The following is a 15,957-nucleotide window of genomic DNA, read 5'->3' as shown; positions in this document are numbered from 1 at the left end:
CCTTACCCTCGGAGGAGGGGGATGGGGGCGCTATGGACGAGCAGACGGTGATCACTCCGGACGGTCGGAAGCTCGGGGCGTGCGTGTGGGGAGATCCCGGGGGTGCCTCGATCTTCTGGCTGCACGGGACGCCGGGGAGCCGGTTCCTCCGGCACCCCGATGACGGGTACGTGAGTTGCGGTTTGCGCGTGTTCACCTATGACCGGCCGGGGTACGGGCGGTCGACACGGGTGCCGGGCCGACGGGCCGCGCACGTGGCGGACGACATCCGTGCGATCGCCGACGCCTACGAGCTCGATCGCTTCGGGGTCGCTGGGGTTTCCGGTGGCGGTCCGGGTGCGTTGGCTGCGGCGGCGCTGCTGCCGGGGCGGGTGGTTCGGTGTGCCGTCGTTTGCGGGCTTGCGCCGTTCGCGGCGGACGGGCTCGACTTCTCGGCCGGGATGGCGGAAGGCGAGCGGCAGGAGTGGCGGTTGGCTGTGCAGGGTGCGGCGGCGCTTCAGCCGTGCTGGCGCGAGTTCGTCGAATGGGTGGACGTGGGCATGCCTGGTATCGCGGCCGGCGATCGCGCGATGTGGATCGAAGCGGCGTACGAGGCCGGCCGGCAAGGATCGTCGGGCTACATCGACGACTTGCTGAGCCTGGTCGGCGAATGGGGGTTCGCGCTCTCGGCCGTTGAGGTCCCGACGCGGATCATGGTGGCGCGCGACGACACGTCAGTGCCCGCCGCACACGGTCAGTGGCTGGTACGGCGGTTGCCCGCCGCCGAACTGATCACGGTCGACGGCGGCCACCTCGGTCCTCGTGACGAGCCGGAAATGCGACTACTCGCCTGGCTCGGGCACGGCACCGCGTAGCGCGTCTACAGGCCGAGGTCGCGGAGGAACTCCGGCTTGTAGGCCTGCATCACGACGTACCGGGGATCCGGCACCTCCATGCCCTTGTTCTTCGCGGCGTCAGTGGTCGCGTCGTGCTCGCCGACCGGGACGCTCGGGTCGGTCCAGTCCTGCTCGGCCGGATTCCACCGGGTCACCGTGTACTCGGCGATGAGGTTGTCGTGGGCAACGACATCCTTGGCGGTCCGCTCCGCCTCCTGGGCGTCCTCGAGCGTGTGCGTGTACAGCAGCATCCGGTTCCCGTCGCGAGTCACCGTCACCTGACTCCCGAGCCGCTTCCGCGCGTCGTCGTCCAGATCGTGCGCCCGGAACCGCTCCCACATCGTCAACCCGTGCTCCTCGCTACCGAGCACGACCTCAACCCGAAACTCCTCATCCGCCATAGCCACACCCTATCGACCCCGGTCTGTGCGCTTCGATCCCACCCGCTCGCTGTCCTGAGAGTTGGGACAGGTGAATCGCGTTGGTTCGATCGACTAGACTTCTGAGTCATGGAGCTGAGGCACTTGGAACACTTCGTGGCGGTGGCCGAGCAGAAGCACTTCACCCGCGCGGCCGAGGCGATGTCGATCTCGCAGTCCGGCCTGTCCGCCTCCATCCGTGCGCTCGAGCGGGAGCTTCGCGCTCCGCTCTTCCTCCGCAACACCCGCAGCGTCGAGCTCACCGAGGCCGGGCGTGCCCTCCTGTGCGAAGGCCGCCGGACGCTCGCTGCCGCCGAGGCCGCCAAGGACGCGGTCGCCGCGGTCCAGGGGCTGCTCCGCGGTCACCTGACTGTTGGGCTCGAGCAGTGCCTCGGGGTGGTCGACGTACCGGCCCTGCTGGCCAAGTTCCGCTCCGCGTACCCGGGCGTCGAGATCGAGGTCCGCCAGGCCGGCTCCACCCCGATGCTCGACGAACTCGCCTCCGGCCGGCTCGACATCGCGTTCGTCGCCACCGCCGGCGACCCGGTCGACGGCCTCGACCTCCGCCCGCTGTCGACCGAGTCGATGGTCCTCGTCTGCGCCCCCGACCACCGCCTGGCTCCGGCGACCGCGGTGTCCCTGGACGATCTGGTGGGGGAGTCGTTCGTCGACTTCGACCCGACCTGGGGAGCCCGCGCCATCTCCGATCGCGCCTTCGCCGGCGCCGGCGTCGCGCACCCCGTGACCATCGAGGTGAACGACGTACACACCCTCCTCGCCCTGGTCGCCCACAACCTCGGGGTAGCCCTGGTCCCCGAACGCATCGCCGCCAAACGAGGCGACCACATCACCGTCCCCCTCACCCCCGGCAGCGCCTCCGATTGGCAAGTCTCAGTAGCCATGCCCACCAGCCCCGCCGCCTCCCTGGCCGCCGACGCCCTCATAGGCATGCTCCCCACCACAGCCGTCCACCACTAACCACCCACCGCCGTACCGCCCGCCCCGTCTCCGCGCCACCCCGGCTCCCCGCTGGTGGGCTGACCCACGAGACGGCTCCCCGGCTGGTGGGCTGACCCACGAGACGGCTCCCGGCTGGTGGGCTGACCCGCGAGACGGCTCCCCACTGGTGGGCTGACCTACGAGGCTGTGGGTTGGCCAGTCGCCTGCCGTGGGTGAACCCACAATCTGCTGGGTCAACCCATCAGACGCCGTCCGCGGACGGCCGCCGCACCCTGGGGTACGGCGGCCGACTGGTTCGTGGGTCTGCCCACGAGATCACCTCGCCGCAGCGCCGCCGCACCCGTGGCAGGCCGGGTGCGAGGTGTTACCAGGCGTAGTCTTCGGGGGCGGTTTTGTAGCCCGGGAAGATTTCGTCGAGGCGGGCCAGCGCCTTCTCGTCGAGTTTGACGTCGACGGCGCGTACGGCGGACTCGAGCTGCTCCATCGTGCGCGGTCCGACGATCGGGCCGGTCACGGCGGGCTGGTGCAGCAGCCAGGCGAGTGCGACCTCGCCCGGCGCGTGGCCGAGCTCGTCAGCGAAGGCCTCGTACTGCTCGATCTGCGGCCGCAGCCTCTCCAGGGTCTCCTTGGCGCGACCCTCGAGACGACGTACGCCCTCGTTCTCCTTGCGGATGACGCCGCCGAGCAGACCGCCCTGCAGCGGCGACCACGGGATCACGCCGAGGCCGTACTCCTGCGCCGCCGGCAGCACCTCGCGCTCGACGTCACGCACGAGCAGGTTGTAGATCGACTGCTCGCTGACCAGGCCGATGTAGTTGCGCCGCGCCGCCGCTTCCTGAGCCTGCGCGATGTGCCATCCCGCGAAGTTGGAGGATCCGGCGTACAGGATCTTGCCCTGCTGGATAGCGACCTCGATCGCCTGCCAGATCTCGTCCCACGGCGTGTTCCGGTCCACGTGGTGGAACTGGTACAGATCCACGTAGTCGGTCTGCAGCCGCTTCAGCGACGCGTCCAGCGCACGCCGGATGTTCAGCGCCGACAGCTTCCCCTCGTTGGGCCACCCGTCGCCCATGTCTCCGTAGACCTTGGTCGCCAGCACCGTCTTGTGCCGGTTCCCCGGGTCCTTGGCGAACCACTCACCGATGATCTCTTCGGTCCGCCCCGGGTAGATCGCCCGCCCGTACCCGTTGGCGGTGTCGAAGAAGTTGATCCCCTTCTCATGCGCCGCGTCCATGATCGCGTGCGCATCCGCCACCTCGGTGTGAGGCCCGAAGTTCATGGTCCCCAACACGATTCGACTGACGTTCAGTCCCGTACGTCCAAGCTGAGTAAAGTCCATACCTCCACCCTCCCGCGCGCCCGCTAAGACTTCCAACAAGAGAATCAGCTCAGTCCCATCACCAGGGCTTCTGAGTCACTCGTGGGCGCGCGCCGCCTCCGACAACCTGCTCCTCACCGCGTCGGTCGGCTGCGCCCCGCCTTCAGCCAACGCGTCCAGAAGTGCGCCCACGAGCGCGGGGTCCTGGGTGTGCTGAAGGTCGAGGTTGAGCTCGCGATCTTCGCAGGTACGACGGAGCGCCGCGAAGACGGGCGCACCCGGCTCCCGGAGGAGGCCGCCGCCGGCAACGACAGTCACGGGCTCAGTGAGTCCACAGTTGCGGGCCAGACTGTCGATGTAGTCGGCGAGGCGCGACGCCTGCGTATCCACCAGCCCAGCCACCACAGGGTCGTCGTCGATCAGCGCCAAGACCGACGGAGCATGCGCCGCCAACGTCGCGAAGTTGAAGGTGTTCTCCCGCTTGGTGGTCAGCTCGAGCATCTCCTCCGGCGTCGACACACCGAACAACGCAGGCAGTACGGCGGTGAGCTTCGTCGACTCGCCCAGCCCGAGCTCCGACAGATACACAGCGCGCAACGCCTCGCCGACCAGGCCTGCCCCGCCGAGCGGATGCTGCAGCCACCACGACAGGGCCCACTCCTTCACCGGACCTCTGCCCGCCAGCGCGGCCCCAGTACCCAGTACGACGGAGATCCCCTGCCCATCGAGCCGCCCACACCGGATGAGGGCGAACCCGTCGTTCTTGATGCTCAGGTCGCTAAAGCGTGGCTCTAGAGTCGCACTCCAGAATCGTGCGTCACCCGGCCAATCGACACCTGCCAAGCGAAACGCCGCGTGCTTGATGTCGGATGCCCGGAGTCCCGCCGACTCGAGGACGTCGCCGACCAGGCCGAGGACGACAGCCTTCGCCGCCTCAGCCCCGGCCGGCGCGTAGATGTCGCCGACGCCGCCACGGGCCAGGCCGACGAGGTCACCATCGGCCGTCGTCAACCCCGCCCAGGTCTTGGTGTTCCCGGCGTCGACCGCGAGAAAGACGTCCTTCACTGAAGAAGTCTTTCCGGCAGGTACGCCGCATGCGCCGCGGCCATCTCGTCGTACAGGTTCTCGGCGATGGCCAGGTCGGGAACCAGCGGGTTCGCGACCAGCGCACGGATCGCATCGGCCCGGGTGCCTTCCCAGGCAGCCTTGGCCGCCAGCATCTGGTAGTCGGCGAGTTGACGCGTGATGCCGCGGACGGCGAGTGGCAGCGGCTGCTGCGGCTCGATGTGGCAACCCTTCCGATCCACAGTGCAGTAGACCTCGACCACGGTCTCCGCGTCGAAGCCCGGCAGTGCATTGTCGACATTCGGAAGGTTGACGGGCAGACGCGCGCCCGTGTCGTTGTAGTAGGCACTCATCACGTCGATGGCCAGTTCGAGTTCGTGGATCCCGCCTCGCGACCGGGCCGGGTCGAGGTGGGGATGGCTGGCCTCAGCCTGTTCGCGGTAGTGATCCCAGTACCCGGGAACCGCATCCATGATCACCTCCGACCGAGTCCGCGGCGCGGCCTGCTGATCCCTGAACACCTCGTTCCGGAAGTAGTAGTAGTTGAAGTAGTCCGACGGAATGGACCGCATGACCACGGCCAGGTGCAGTGCCCGCTTGGAGTTCGCATCGAGGGCCGGGTCGTCCTTGCGCCGTTCCCACGCCGCGTCGAGCAGTGGCATGACGTCTTCCCCGTCGTACAGGTGTTCGTAGCTCCAGCAGTTGTGGTTCACGCCGGCCATGGTGACCTTGGCTCGCTCGGGGTCGAGTCCGGCGGCCCTGAGGACGACGGGCGGGAACACGATCGGCCCCTCGCACATCGAGTAGATAGGTACGGGCGTGTGGTCGGCGACTGCCTGGGAAACGATGTTGACCGGGTTGGTGTAGTTGAAGATCACCGCGTCCGGGGCAACTGCCTGCAGGTCATCGGTGATGGTGCGCATGTCGTTGATGGAGCGCAGCGCCATGAAGAATCCACCAGGGCCCTGCGTCTCCTGACCGATGACGCCGTGCTTGATCGGGATGCGTTCGTCGAGCGCGCGGGCGGCGAAGTTCCCGGGCCGGTAGCTGGTCAGCACCGCGTCGACATCGGCCAGTCCAGCGCGCTGGTCAGTGGTCGCCGTGACGGTGATCCCGTCACCGCCTTCCGCCGCGAGTTTCTCGGCAATCCTGAGGACGGTCTCCAGGCGCTCCGGGTCCTTGTCGATCAGCACGACCTCGGATCCCGCGAACTCCGGCCCGTGCCACAAGAACGAGGCCATAGTGCCGGCCGCTCTGGAGGATCCTCCGCCGATGTAGGCCATCTTGATTCGAGCCATGTCCTATGAGACCCCTTCTCGTTCTGACTGTGCGGCTTGTTCATCTGCGTAGATGCGGGCGTTGTGGCAGTCGTGCACGATGGTCGCCGGCCACTCCGGGTCGTAGCTGTCGGCCCGGCGGATCCGGTCGAAGGCGTACGCCTTGTTCGGTCCCCACAGGAGCATCACCACCGACCGCGAGAGCGCCGCGAGTTCCGCCGTACCGATCGTGACGCCGTACGCCGGTACGTCGTCGAGCGACCGCAGACTCGGGAAGGTGGACACGTTGTCCCTGCGGGTCGACTCCGGCAACTCGACAACGCGGGTGGGTGCGTTCCGCGGCGTACCCGGCCCGTTCAGAGCGACGTGACCGTCACCCTGGCCGCTGGCCAGCAGGAACAGGTCGATGCCGCCTCCATCGATGAGTTCCTTCTCGAAGGCAGCGGGCTCGTTGGGGTCGGGGGCGATGAGGCTGGTCGATCGTAGGCCAAGGTCGCCGAGAGGATCCAGGAGATTCCGCCGGGCCCATCCGATGCAACTGTGCGGTGTGAGCGGAGAGAGGAGCTTCCACTCTCCGGATTGTCCCGTGACGTACTCGTCCATCATCACGATCCGCAGATTGTCGACACGGACTCCGCTCTGATGTGCGAGCCGATCCAAGGCAGCAGCCACCGGAGTCGCACTACGACCGGCAGGAAAGCCGACGACGTACCGATCCGTCGCAGCGAGGCCGTCGAGAATCTGCTGCGCGACGACCTCGCCGATCTCGGCGGCCGAGGGCATCACGGTGATAGGTGTCGCCACGTCACTCCTTGACCGCGCCGGCCATGACGCCGCTGATGAACTCACGCTGGAAGAACAGGTACAGAGCCACGACCGGCAACGAGACGATCAGCGAGCCGGCCGCCATCAGGTTCACCTGCAGGACATGCCGTCCCTGAAAGGCGCCCAGGGCAACGGTCGCGGTCTGCTTCTCGGGGTCGCCGAGGAAGATCAGCGACAGGAAGAAGTCGTTCCACGTCCACATGAACGACAAGATCACCAGGGTCAGGACCGCGGGCCGAGCCATCGGGACGAGGATCCGCCACAAGGTGCTCCACACGCCCGCGCCGTCGACGGCCGCCGAGTCCATCACCGAGCGAGGCAGCGCCCTGAAGGTGGCCCGCATCCAGTAGGTCCCGAACGGAACACCCATCCCGAGCTGGATGATGACCAGTCCCAGCCAGGAGTTGGTCAGACCGACGCGCTGGAACTCGTAGTACAGCGGGATCACGATCACTTCGGTCGAGACCATCATCCCCAGCAGAATGACCGGGAACAGGAACCGCTCGCCGACCACCCCGAGGACGCCGAACGCATAGCCGGAAAGGATTGCGAGCAGGGCCTGTCCGATGACAGCCGACACCGTGATGACGAGAGACGCGTACATCGAGTGCGCGAGGTTCCCGTCCCGCCAGGCCGCGCTGAAGTTGCTCAACGAGATCCTGGACAGGTCAAGTGCACCGGAGGTGTTGGGGCTGACGGAGGTCAGCACGAACCAGGCGACCGGGAAGAGCACCGCGACTGTCAGCACGATGACAATCACGTAGTTCGAGAGACGTTCGTACCTGGAGATCATCGGTCCTTGTTCTCCATCATCCGCGTGATGCCGACCGCGATCCCGAGGCACAGAAGGGCGAGTACGACGCCAGTGGCCGACGCCTTGCCCACATCAGGATTGACGAACGCCAACTGGTACAGGAGCAGCGCCGGAGTGGTCGTCGCGTCCCCGGGGCCGCCCTGTGTCGTGATGTAGACCATGTCGAAGGTCCGCAGCGCACCCGTGATGGTCAGGGTCAGTGCGATGGCCATTTGTCCGCGGAGGCTGGGGAGCGTGATGAGCCAGAACTCCTGCCACCGTGTCGATCCGTCCAACCGTGCGGCCTCGTAGAGCTCGTCCGGAATGGCGAGAATGCCGGCCAGGAACAGCACCATGGTGAATCCGAAGCCGCCCCAGACCCCGATCATGCCGAGCGACGGAAGGGCCCAGGTGAAATCGCCCAGCCAGTTGCGGGTGAGCTGCCCCAGGCCGACCCAGCGCAACACCGTGTTCAGCGGGCCATCCGGCGCGTAGATGCGCTTCCAGATGATCGCCACGACGACACTCGTCAACACCTGCGGGAGAAAGAGGAACCAGCGGTAGATGCCCTCGCCGCGGATCTTCGCCCGGCTGAGCAGGGCGGCACTGATCAGCCCGAGGCCGAGCGGGATCAGACCGAACATGACGATGAGCACCAGCACGTGCCCGAAGGCGGCGTACATCCGCGGGTCGCGTCCGAACTCCAGGTAGTTCTGCAGTCCCATCCAGGTCGGCTCGCTGACTCCGTCCCATTTGTAGAAGGAGTAGTTCACCGTCTGGATCAACGGCACGAGGACGATCGCGCCGTACAGCAGGAGGGCGGGAGACAGGAAGAGCAGCCCGATCCAGCGCCGCTTGCGGGTCTGTCTCGAGACGGTGGTTCGCGTCCTTGGCCTGGCCCGGACGCTCAGACGCGAAGTCTGAACAGTCATCGGGCGTTCTGGAACTTGTCGTAGTCGGCCTGAACCGCCTTCACCAGTGCGTCGGGTGTACTCCGGCCGGCCAGCAACTGCTGGACCTGTCCACCGAGGGTGTCGAGCATCGAGGGTGTGGACCAGTCGAAGTACGGGACGTACCCGTTGTCCTTGTCCAGCGACCGCTGACCGGTGATCTCCGTACCGAACTCGGGGTTGTCCGCCGGTGCCTTGACGTCGTTCAGGAGCGGCAGGAAACCGTTCTCGACGACGTACTGCGCGGCCTGCGGGCCGGCGAGGAAGTCGAGGAACGAGGCGGCGACATCCGGGTTCTTGCACTTCGAGCCGAGCGCGACAGCGGTGGACGCGCCCGTACCGACGACCTTCCCGCCCGTGACCTGCGGGAGTTGCACGTAGCCGTACTCCTGCTTCTGGGCGCCCTGGAAGGCCAAGGTCCCGGTGTACTCGAAGCGGAACGCGGACTTCCCCTTGAGGAAGGCGTCGCCGGCGTCGGCGAACTGGATGCCGGCATGGTTCGGCGTGAGCCAGCCCTTGTCCTGGTACGACTTCAGCCGCTCAGCCGCGTCCTTCAGGCCGATCTCGTCGGCCTTCACCGACCCGGTCGAGTAGACGAAGTCGTTGATCTTCTTCTGATCGCCGAACAAGTCCTGCAGGGCCAGCAGGATCGCCGTTGAGGACCCCTTGTCCTGGGACCCGTAGCCGATCGGCACAACGCCCGCGGCCTTGGCCTTCGTACAGGCGTCCTCGAACGACGCGAGGTCGGTGGGCACCGTGGCTCCCACGCGCTCCAGGACTGCCTTGTTGTAGTAGAGGCCGATCAGCGACGAGCTGGCGACCGGCGTGGCGAACAGCGATCCAGAGCCCATCTCAGTGCCGTCAGCCGTGAACTGGGTCTGACGCAGGATCGTGCTCGGAAATCTGTCCCAACCGAACGACTTCGAGTAGCCGTCCAGGTTGAGGACGAGCCCGGCCTTGGACAGCGTGCCCAGGGACTGCCACCCGTTGTTGACCGTGATGATGTCCGGCGGGTTCTTCTCCTTCAACCGCAGGTTGGCCGTCTGGGTCAGCTGACCCCAGTCGACGGACGTGCGCTTGATCGTCACGTTCGGGTACTTCTGCTGGTACGCCTTCACCGCGTTGCCCACCCACTTGGCGGAATCACCGCCCCAGAAGTCCAGCATCGACAGCGTCACCGTGCCGGCCTTGGCGACATCGATCGACTTGGCAGGCGTGGACGGCGCGCTGCTCGCCTTGGTGCCCTGCGGCGCGCAACCAGCCAGCGTGAACAGGCCGAGTGCGGCTCCCGACTTCAACACGGTCCGCCTGGTGACCATCGTGACTCCTTCGTCCGTTCCCGTGACTTCCGGCCACCCTACGACTCTGAAACCAGTTATGCCAGTCCCAACCAGTTGCTGATTGTGAGCGGATAGAGGCCTGAAACTGGTATAGTGACGGCCGTGACAGCAGCAGAGCCCGCGGTCGAACGGGTCAAGAAACGGATCCAAGACGGAATAGTGCGCGGGCGCTACCCGAGCGGCAGCCGACTGCCGAGCGAACGGCAGTTCGCGATCGAGACCGGCCTCAGCCGCATGACCGTCCGGGCCGGCTTCCAAGCCGCCTCCGACGACGGCCTGATCGTCCCGTCACCCCAACGAGGTTGGTACGTACGCGACCTCGTACTCCGTGAGCCCCCGAGCCGGCTCCAATCCTTCACGGAGATGGCTCACGAGCTGGGCTTCCGCCCCAGCTCGGAAATCCTCGACCACCGCGAACGCCCAGCCACCCTCGACGAGGCCCACCGCCTCCACCTGGCCCCCACCGCCCCCGTCGTATCCATCCGCCGCCTCCGTGGCATGGACGGCCGCCCCGTCACCGTTGAGGACCTCGTCATCCCCGTAGCCATCACCCCCTGGCTACCCACCGCCGACCTGACCAACGCATCCCTGTACGAACTCTTCTCCACCCACGGCATCGAGTTCTCCTACTCCCGCTACACCGTCCAGGCCCAAAGCGCCGACGCCACCCTCGCCGCCCTCCTCAACCTCCCCACCGGCGGAGCCATCCTCGTAGCCACCGAAATAGCCTTCGCCCAAGACACCACCACCCCCCTCCTCTCAGGCACCAACCACTACAGAGGCGACGCCTACCAATTCACCGCCGACCTAACCCGCTGACCCAACGCGGCCGGGCATCCGGACGGTTACAAAGCGCCACGCCCGCGGCGCGCGACAGCCAGGGAGCGTAACCACAGCACGCCGCCTCGCAGTCCGACTCGATCGGGCGGGCTTTAGTCCGCATCGCCTGGCCGGTGCACTCCGCGTCGATCGGCGCGCCGGCCAAATCGGCGACTTCGGCGATGCCTGGCGCTCCGGGCGAGTATGTTGCGACTGCCTCGGGCGATCGCTGGATTCGGCACGTCGACGCAAACACGAAAATCGATGTGCCAGCTCAGGATCGAGCTCGCAGACCACGGGCTGATAGACATCGCGCACGCGCCCCTGCGTCCACCGTTGATGTAACGACCAGGCATGAGATGTCGATACTCATGCGACAGTGCGTGAGGGGGAATCATCAGCATCTCGATTGTTGCCGACATCGTCACAACTCTGGTCGGCGGTGTGGGCGTTCCGATCGCCCTATACCAACTGATTCAGGCGCGTCGAGCTCGTCAGCGTGAACTTGCCAATATGTACGTGCAGAGATTCTGGGACATTGACGACAGGAGGCTGCGCGCTGAGCAGGTCGGAGACAAAGACGAGCTCCTGCTCCAGGACAGGCGCTACGTCCGACTGTGTGAGGACGAATTCGAGCTCGTTCGCCTAGGATGGATCGATGCCGAGATCTGGGCGGTTTGGCACGCATCCATCCGGGTTGCGCTAGAGCACTCACGAGCGCTGGTCGATGCCGAGCCAATTGACCTGTTGCTGGCTCGACGATGTCGGGGCGCGTTTGAGCACGAGCCGACCGCCTGCCCCGCAGTCATCGGCCCGCTTGAGTCGACGCGCGCCTCGAAACATCGATACCGGCTAAGGAGGAACCGCCGCCGTGTGGCTCCCCAACTCCGCTCGAACTAACCGCTTATCGGATGGTCGGCTGCAGCGCGAGCGGGCTCGGTTCCAGAGGTGGAGGCAAGGCTGGCTTGTTGGGTATGCCCGATCTAGGTACAAACCCAGCGGTCAGACATCAATTCGGCCCGCATGGCCATGAGCGACTAGGGGCTCGTCGCTTGCAAACCTCATCGTTACCCGAAGTCCGACCTGGCACGGTGCGAGATCCCGAAGGGCTCGGTGCGACATGATCGCGAGATTTTGCACGATAGGAGGGCCTGCTGCACGGAAAGATGACACTTTCGGTCACGCAGCCCGATTGCCTGGCGTGGTCAGGATCGCTTCGTACTCGATCGGGTCAACCGGTCGCGAGCGTTGATTGAGCTCGGCACGGCACGCAAGCCAACGCGCGCAGAGCGAGATGTCGAACTGCTGTAGGGATTACTACGCTCCATTCTGGTCGCGTAGCCCTCGGACGATCGTGGCAATCCGATCCGCGACGTACTCAGGCTTCTCGTGCTCCCAGAAGCGCAGAACGGTCCACCCGGCGGCTCGGAGTGTGTTATCGGTGTTCCTGTCGCGTGCCTGGTTAGCGTCTATCTTGTCCAACCAGAACCGCCGGTTCGTCTTCGGAGTCTGGAAGTGCTCGGCGCAGCCGTGCCAGTAGCAGCCGTCGATGAAGACGGCCAGTCGCAAGCGCGGAAACGTTATATCCGCGCGGCGTCGACGGTCGAAGTGGAGTTTGGCATTCACGCGGTAGCGAAGACCGCGCGAGTGTAGCAGGGATCGCACCGCGAGCTCGGGGGACGTGTCCCGCCCACGGTTCGCCTGCATGTTGCGTCGGACCGCAGGCGATGAGGCCCAGGAGTCGGATCCTGGGCGGTGGGGATGGACTGTCGGCACGATGACCTAGTCTTCCGTTCGACACACGAGAGATCTACCAGCCACGCTCTCGATCTCGTGTCATCGTAGGTTCTGATCATGGAGGTGGCATGACCCGCACTTTGCCGAAGTCTCTCGAGGTGACACCGTCGGCGGCCCGCTTGACAGGTTCCCTCCGGGACATCGGTTATGACTTCCACACAGCGATCGCTGACCTGGTCGACAACTCAGTAGCAGCGAACGCGACAAGAGTGGATGTTGAGATCGCGTTCGATCCGGGCGAGTCATACGTCACTATCAGCGACGACGGTGATGGCATGTCGGCCAACGGTCTGGTGGAGGCGCTTCGATACGGAACACGACGCGGCTACGTGAGGGGTGACCTGGGTCGTTTCGGACTCGGATTGAAGACAGCATCATTGTCGCAGTGCCGCAGATTGACGGTTGCATCCCGGCGCTCGCCGTCGGTTGCCCGTATCAGCACTAGAACGCTGGACCTCGATCTGATCGAGGAGTGGGACGAGTGGCTGATCGTCGATGATGAGCCGACAGACCTACTGCTGCGCGCGACCAGCGCTCTCGGCGAGGGACCTGGCACGGTCGTCATCTGGCAGAAGCTGGACAGGGTCCTGGCGGGGAAGGTGGCGGAGACCGGGTGGGGCCGTCGGCGGATGGCCGCTCTATCACAGAAGACTGCCCAGCACCTACGAATGGTTTTCCATCGATTCATCTCAGGCTTGCCCGATGGCCGGCAGTTGGTGCTGTCCGTGAATGGCGAGAAGCTGAAACCATGGGACCCCTTCGCTGTAGAAGAGCCTGCGACAGTGTCCTTCCCTACGCAGTTGTTCGAGCTGGAGATCGGGGCGACGACCGGGGAAGTCGCCCTACGAGGGTTCGTGCTGCCCCCCAAGAACAAGTTCTCATCCCCAGCCGAGTTCGAGGAGCTCTCGGGTCCACTGAAGTGGAACCGTCAGCAGGGCCTGTATATCTACCGTGCGAACCGCATGGTCCAGTTCGGAGGCTGGAGCGGGCTGCGTGCGGTAGATGAGCACACTAAGCTCGCACGTGCTTCTCTCGATTTCGATACAGACCTCGATGAGGCTTTCCAGATCAACGTCGCCAAGATGCGGGTCAACATCCCACCGGCACTCAAGCAGATGCTGGAGCGCCCTGTTCATGAGCTCTGTGTGACTGCAGACGACACCTATCGGAAGACCAGCCGTACGAAGACTGTCGCCAGCGCGCCCGATAGGCGCCAGATCGATCTTGGCGATGTCGGCATCTCACTGCGAGCTGCCGCGATGGAAGCTGGACAACTAGGCCCGCTCACGCAGGCCTTCGAGGTTCTCCAACGCCGCAACCCGGATCTATGGCGGGCGCTCGGACTAGGGCGATGATATGGACGCCACCGACGACGACATGCAGGCGTGGTTGAGCGGACATCTAGCGCAGGCAGGCTCAGCCGGGCCGCAGATATCCGAGGCAAGCTCGATAAGCGCTAGGTGTGCGTGGCGACTCGCGAATCCGTAGCCGATCATTCGTGCCACCGCGAGTCGCCCGTCCGTTTTCCTGTTTCGACGGTCGATCGTCTCGCCCACGAACCTCGCGGCGACTCGGAGAACTCCCTTGGTGACGAGTACCGGTTCTTCGCTGTCGTCGTCGGCAGCGCCCTCCGGCACGACCAGACCTGCTAGGTCAGCTTCGGCTTCCGTCACCAGCCGCTCCGTTGCAAGCTGCCGGATGGCCGCATCGTCCAGTGCCGGATCGGGGCGCTCGGTCAGGACCTCAGCTGTAGCGACAACGGCGGAAGCTCTTGTGTCGCGGCCTATCCAGCCTGCCAACATCATCAGCTCCTCGCGATGACCGACAACCTCGCTCGGCGACTTCCAACGCTGCAGCAACGGCCATAGCGAGGTGATGGTGGATGTTGAGGCACGGTCCAGGAGGCGCTCAGCCATGAGAACCTGCCAACGTGTTTCTGCCTTAAGCCACGGGAGTGAGAGGGCCTCGGCGTTTCGGAACCACACGGCCAAGCGCTCAGCGAGCTCCTCAGATGTCGAGGCAGCGCTCGGTCCTCGCCTGAGAGCATCTTGGATGCCGTTACCGATCGCCGCACCTAGATGTGGAGGTACGGCGTTGCCGATCTGTCGGAATGCCGCGGACGGTGGCCCGGCGAAGCGGAAATGATCCGGGAACGTCTGGAGCCGAGCGGCTTCGCGTATGGTCAGCGTGCGGTTCTGAATCGGATGGATGTACCAGTAACCGTCCTTGGCTATGTGCGCCGTGATCGTACGTGATAGATCGTCGCCGTCCAGTCGCTTGTACTTGTCGTCGAAGATGTCATCCCTGTATCGCTTCAGCTCGTCTGGAAGCTCTGAGTAGCGCATGTTCGAGCCGAGCAGTTCGAAGGCGACGGCGTCGTCCTCGCGCACAGGACGTGTGATGTGGTCGTACACCCTATTGACGTCGTCACTGTCGACCTCGCTACGCATCGCCTTCTGGAACTCGGTGATCGGGCGGTCGTAGTCAGCCCATCCCTCCGCACCGCCTTCTGGTCTCCAGCCTCCCACGACGGCGGGCAGATCTGAGATCGCGTTGCTGACGGTGACCTTCTTCGGGGCCTCCGAGGGCCACGCGAACAAATGCCGGTCTCGCATAGCCACGAGTATCAGCCTCTGCCTGAACTGCGGAACTCCGTAGCGCCACGTGTCGACGATCCGTTCCTCGACGGCGTAGCCCATCTGCTCCAACTCGAGCACCATGGTTCGCAAGATGAAGATCTCGCGGTCAAGGGCCATGTCGGGCACGTTCTCCATGACAACGGCCGCGGGACCCGCGAGACGGACGACCTCCAAGAAGGAACGCCAGAGGTCGCGACGCTGGTCAATCGGATCGCGAAGTCCCTGTCGGACGCGGTGGCGTATGCCTGAGCGGCCGGCTTTGGAGAACGGCTGGCAGGGTGGACCTCCCGCTAATACGTCGACTCCGGCCCTCTTGATCAATCGAGCGATCTTCTCGACAACGCGAGCATCGCCGAGGTCCCAGTCGACCATCAGGCCTCCGAAGTGATGACTATGAGTCTCCAGCGCCTCTGGGTCGTGGTCCGCAGCCAGGACGACGCGCATTCCGGATTGCTCCAAGCCATAGCTCAGGCCACCGGCGCCGGCGAAAAGATCTGCGGCGAGGAGTTGCGCGGGTTGCTCGCCGCGCAATCGGTCACAGAACGCTAGGAACGCGTCCTCGGTCGTGCAATGTTCCGAGTGCGGCTCCAGTCGTACGAAGGGGCCCCGTACGAGCTTGACCCCCATCTTGCGTTGCCCAGCAGACGTCATCATCAACTCCCTCGGCGCAGTCTAAAGGTCCTCGGTGAGCTCGGATCCAGCGACACGGGTGCCACCTGCACCTGGTGTAACGGACGCGAACCTCGCAGCACCGCCCTGCACGACTGAGTAACGTCAGAGACTCCTTACCGATAGAGGCGCTAGGAGGTCTTTGGCCGCCGCGAGGGGGTACAGGCGCGCGGGTGCTTCCCGCACAGCTGTCTGGTGGAGCTGATCGCTC

At 65.3% G+C, this 15,957-nt stretch carries 15 protein-coding genes; 5 read left to right on the top strand and 10 right to left on the bottom strand.

Annotated elements, in window-relative coordinates:
- The first annotated feature begins 32 nt into the window (after window positions 1–32).
- Window positions 33–854: an alpha/beta hydrolase gene (locus tag AB0I34_RS32625; RefSeq protein WP_360452549.1), complete on the top strand. Its 822-nt coding sequence runs from the start codon at window positions 33–35 to the stop codon at window positions 852–854.
- A gap of 5 nt (window positions 855–859) precedes the next feature.
- Here the strand turns inward: AB0I34_RS32625 and AB0I34_RS32620 are convergent, their stop codons facing one another.
- A complete protein-coding gene (locus tag AB0I34_RS32620; RefSeq protein WP_360452547.1) occupies window positions 860–1,276 on the bottom strand; it encodes a hypothetical protein in 417 nt (138 codons plus the stop codon).
- Between the two features lie 108 nt (window positions 1,277–1,384).
- Here AB0I34_RS32620 and AB0I34_RS32615 point away from each other — a divergent pair, with 108 nt between their 5' ends.
- Entirely contained in the window at window positions 1,385–2,272 is an 888-nt protein-coding gene (locus tag AB0I34_RS32615; protein WP_360452545.1) for a LysR family transcriptional regulator, read from the top strand.
- Between the two features lie 346 nt (window positions 2,273–2,618).
- Here the strand turns inward: AB0I34_RS32615 and AB0I34_RS32610 are convergent, their stop codons facing one another.
- The 7 genes from AB0I34_RS32610 to AB0I34_RS32580 all read right to left on the bottom strand — a co-directional run bounded on the left by AB0I34_RS32610 (window position 2,619) and on the right by AB0I34_RS32580 (window position 9,801).
- Window positions 2,619–3,593, bottom strand: coding sequence for an aldo/keto reductase (locus AB0I34_RS32610; RefSeq protein WP_360452543.1), 975 nt, complete (start codon window positions 3,591–3,593; stop codon window positions 2,619–2,621).
- A gap of 75 nt (window positions 3,594–3,668) precedes the next feature.
- Entirely contained in the window at window positions 3,669–4,637 is a 969-nt protein-coding gene (locus AB0I34_RS32605; RefSeq protein ID WP_360452541.1) for a hypothetical protein, read from the bottom strand.
- On the bottom strand, window positions 4,634–5,935 hold the full coding sequence (locus tag AB0I34_RS32600) for a glycoside hydrolase (protein ID WP_360452539.1): 1,302 nt from the start codon (window positions 5,933–5,935) through the stop codon (window positions 4,634–4,636). Before AB0I34_RS32600 ends, AB0I34_RS32605 begins: the two co-directional genes overlap by 4 nt.
- Before the next feature lie 3 nt (window positions 5,936–5,938).
- The gene (locus AB0I34_RS32595; RefSeq protein ID WP_360452537.1) at window positions 5,939–6,718 is read right to left on the bottom strand and encodes a 6-phosphogluconolactonase; all 780 of its coding nucleotides are present in this window, start codon (window positions 6,716–6,718) and stop codon (window positions 5,939–5,941) included.
- 1 nt (window position 6,719) lies between these two features.
- Complete coding sequence (locus AB0I34_RS32590) at window positions 6,720–7,532, bottom strand: carbohydrate ABC transporter permease (RefSeq protein ID WP_360452536.1); 813 nt, start codon at window positions 7,530–7,532, stop codon at window positions 6,720–6,722.
- Window positions 7,529–8,464: a sugar ABC transporter permease gene (locus AB0I34_RS32585; RefSeq protein ID WP_360452534.1), complete on the bottom strand. Its 936-nt coding sequence runs from the start codon at window positions 8,462–8,464 to the stop codon at window positions 7,529–7,531. The genes AB0I34_RS32590 and AB0I34_RS32585 overlap by 4 nt, the downstream gene beginning before the upstream one ends.
- Window positions 8,461–9,801 (bottom strand): extracellular solute-binding protein, encoded by a 1,341-nt coding sequence (locus AB0I34_RS32580; protein WP_360452532.1) that lies wholly within the window; start codon window positions 9,799–9,801, stop codon window positions 8,461–8,463. The genes AB0I34_RS32585 and AB0I34_RS32580 overlap by 4 nt, the downstream gene beginning before the upstream one ends.
- 123 nt (window positions 9,802–9,924) lie before the next feature.
- On the opposite strand from AB0I34_RS32580, the gene AB0I34_RS32575 reads away from it, so the two are divergent.
- Window positions 9,925–10,641: a GntR family transcriptional regulator gene (locus AB0I34_RS32575; RefSeq protein ID WP_360452530.1), complete on the top strand. Its 717-nt coding sequence runs from the start codon at window positions 9,925–9,927 to the stop codon at window positions 10,639–10,641.
- A gap of 1,317 nt (window positions 10,642–11,958) precedes the next feature.
- On the opposite strand, the gene AB0I34_RS32570 is transcribed toward AB0I34_RS32575, so the two are convergent.
- Entirely contained in the window at window positions 11,959–12,417 is a 459-nt protein-coding gene (locus AB0I34_RS32570) for a very short patch repair endonuclease (protein ID WP_360452528.1), read from the bottom strand.
- Window positions 12,418–12,506: 89 nt separating this feature from the next.
- On the opposite strand from AB0I34_RS32570, the gene AB0I34_RS32565 reads away from it, so the two are divergent.
- A complete protein-coding gene (locus AB0I34_RS32565; RefSeq protein WP_360452526.1) occupies window positions 12,507–13,793 on the top strand; it encodes an ATP-binding protein in 1,287 nt (428 codons plus the stop codon).
- Here AB0I34_RS32565 and dcm read toward each other — a convergent pair.
- Window positions 13,782–15,521: a DNA (cytosine-5-)-methyltransferase gene (gene dcm, locus AB0I34_RS32560; protein WP_360452623.1), complete on the bottom strand. Its 1,740-nt coding sequence runs from the start codon at window positions 15,519–15,521 to the stop codon at window positions 13,782–13,784. The genes AB0I34_RS32565 and dcm overlap by 12 nt on opposite strands.
- Here dcm and AB0I34_RS32555 point away from each other — a divergent pair.
- Window positions 15,471–15,626: a hypothetical protein gene (locus AB0I34_RS32555; RefSeq protein ID WP_360452628.1), complete on the top strand. Its 156-nt coding sequence runs from the start codon at window positions 15,471–15,473 to the stop codon at window positions 15,624–15,626. The genes dcm and AB0I34_RS32555 overlap by 51 nt on opposite strands.
- Window positions 15,627–15,957 lie beyond the last annotated feature (331 nt).

Source organism: Kribbella sp. NPDC050281, from assembly GCF_040655855.1.
GTDB lineage: Bacteria > Actinomycetota > Actinomycetes > Propionibacteriales > Kribbellaceae > Kribbella.
This window is presented reverse-complemented; position numbering and strand designations above follow the sequence as displayed.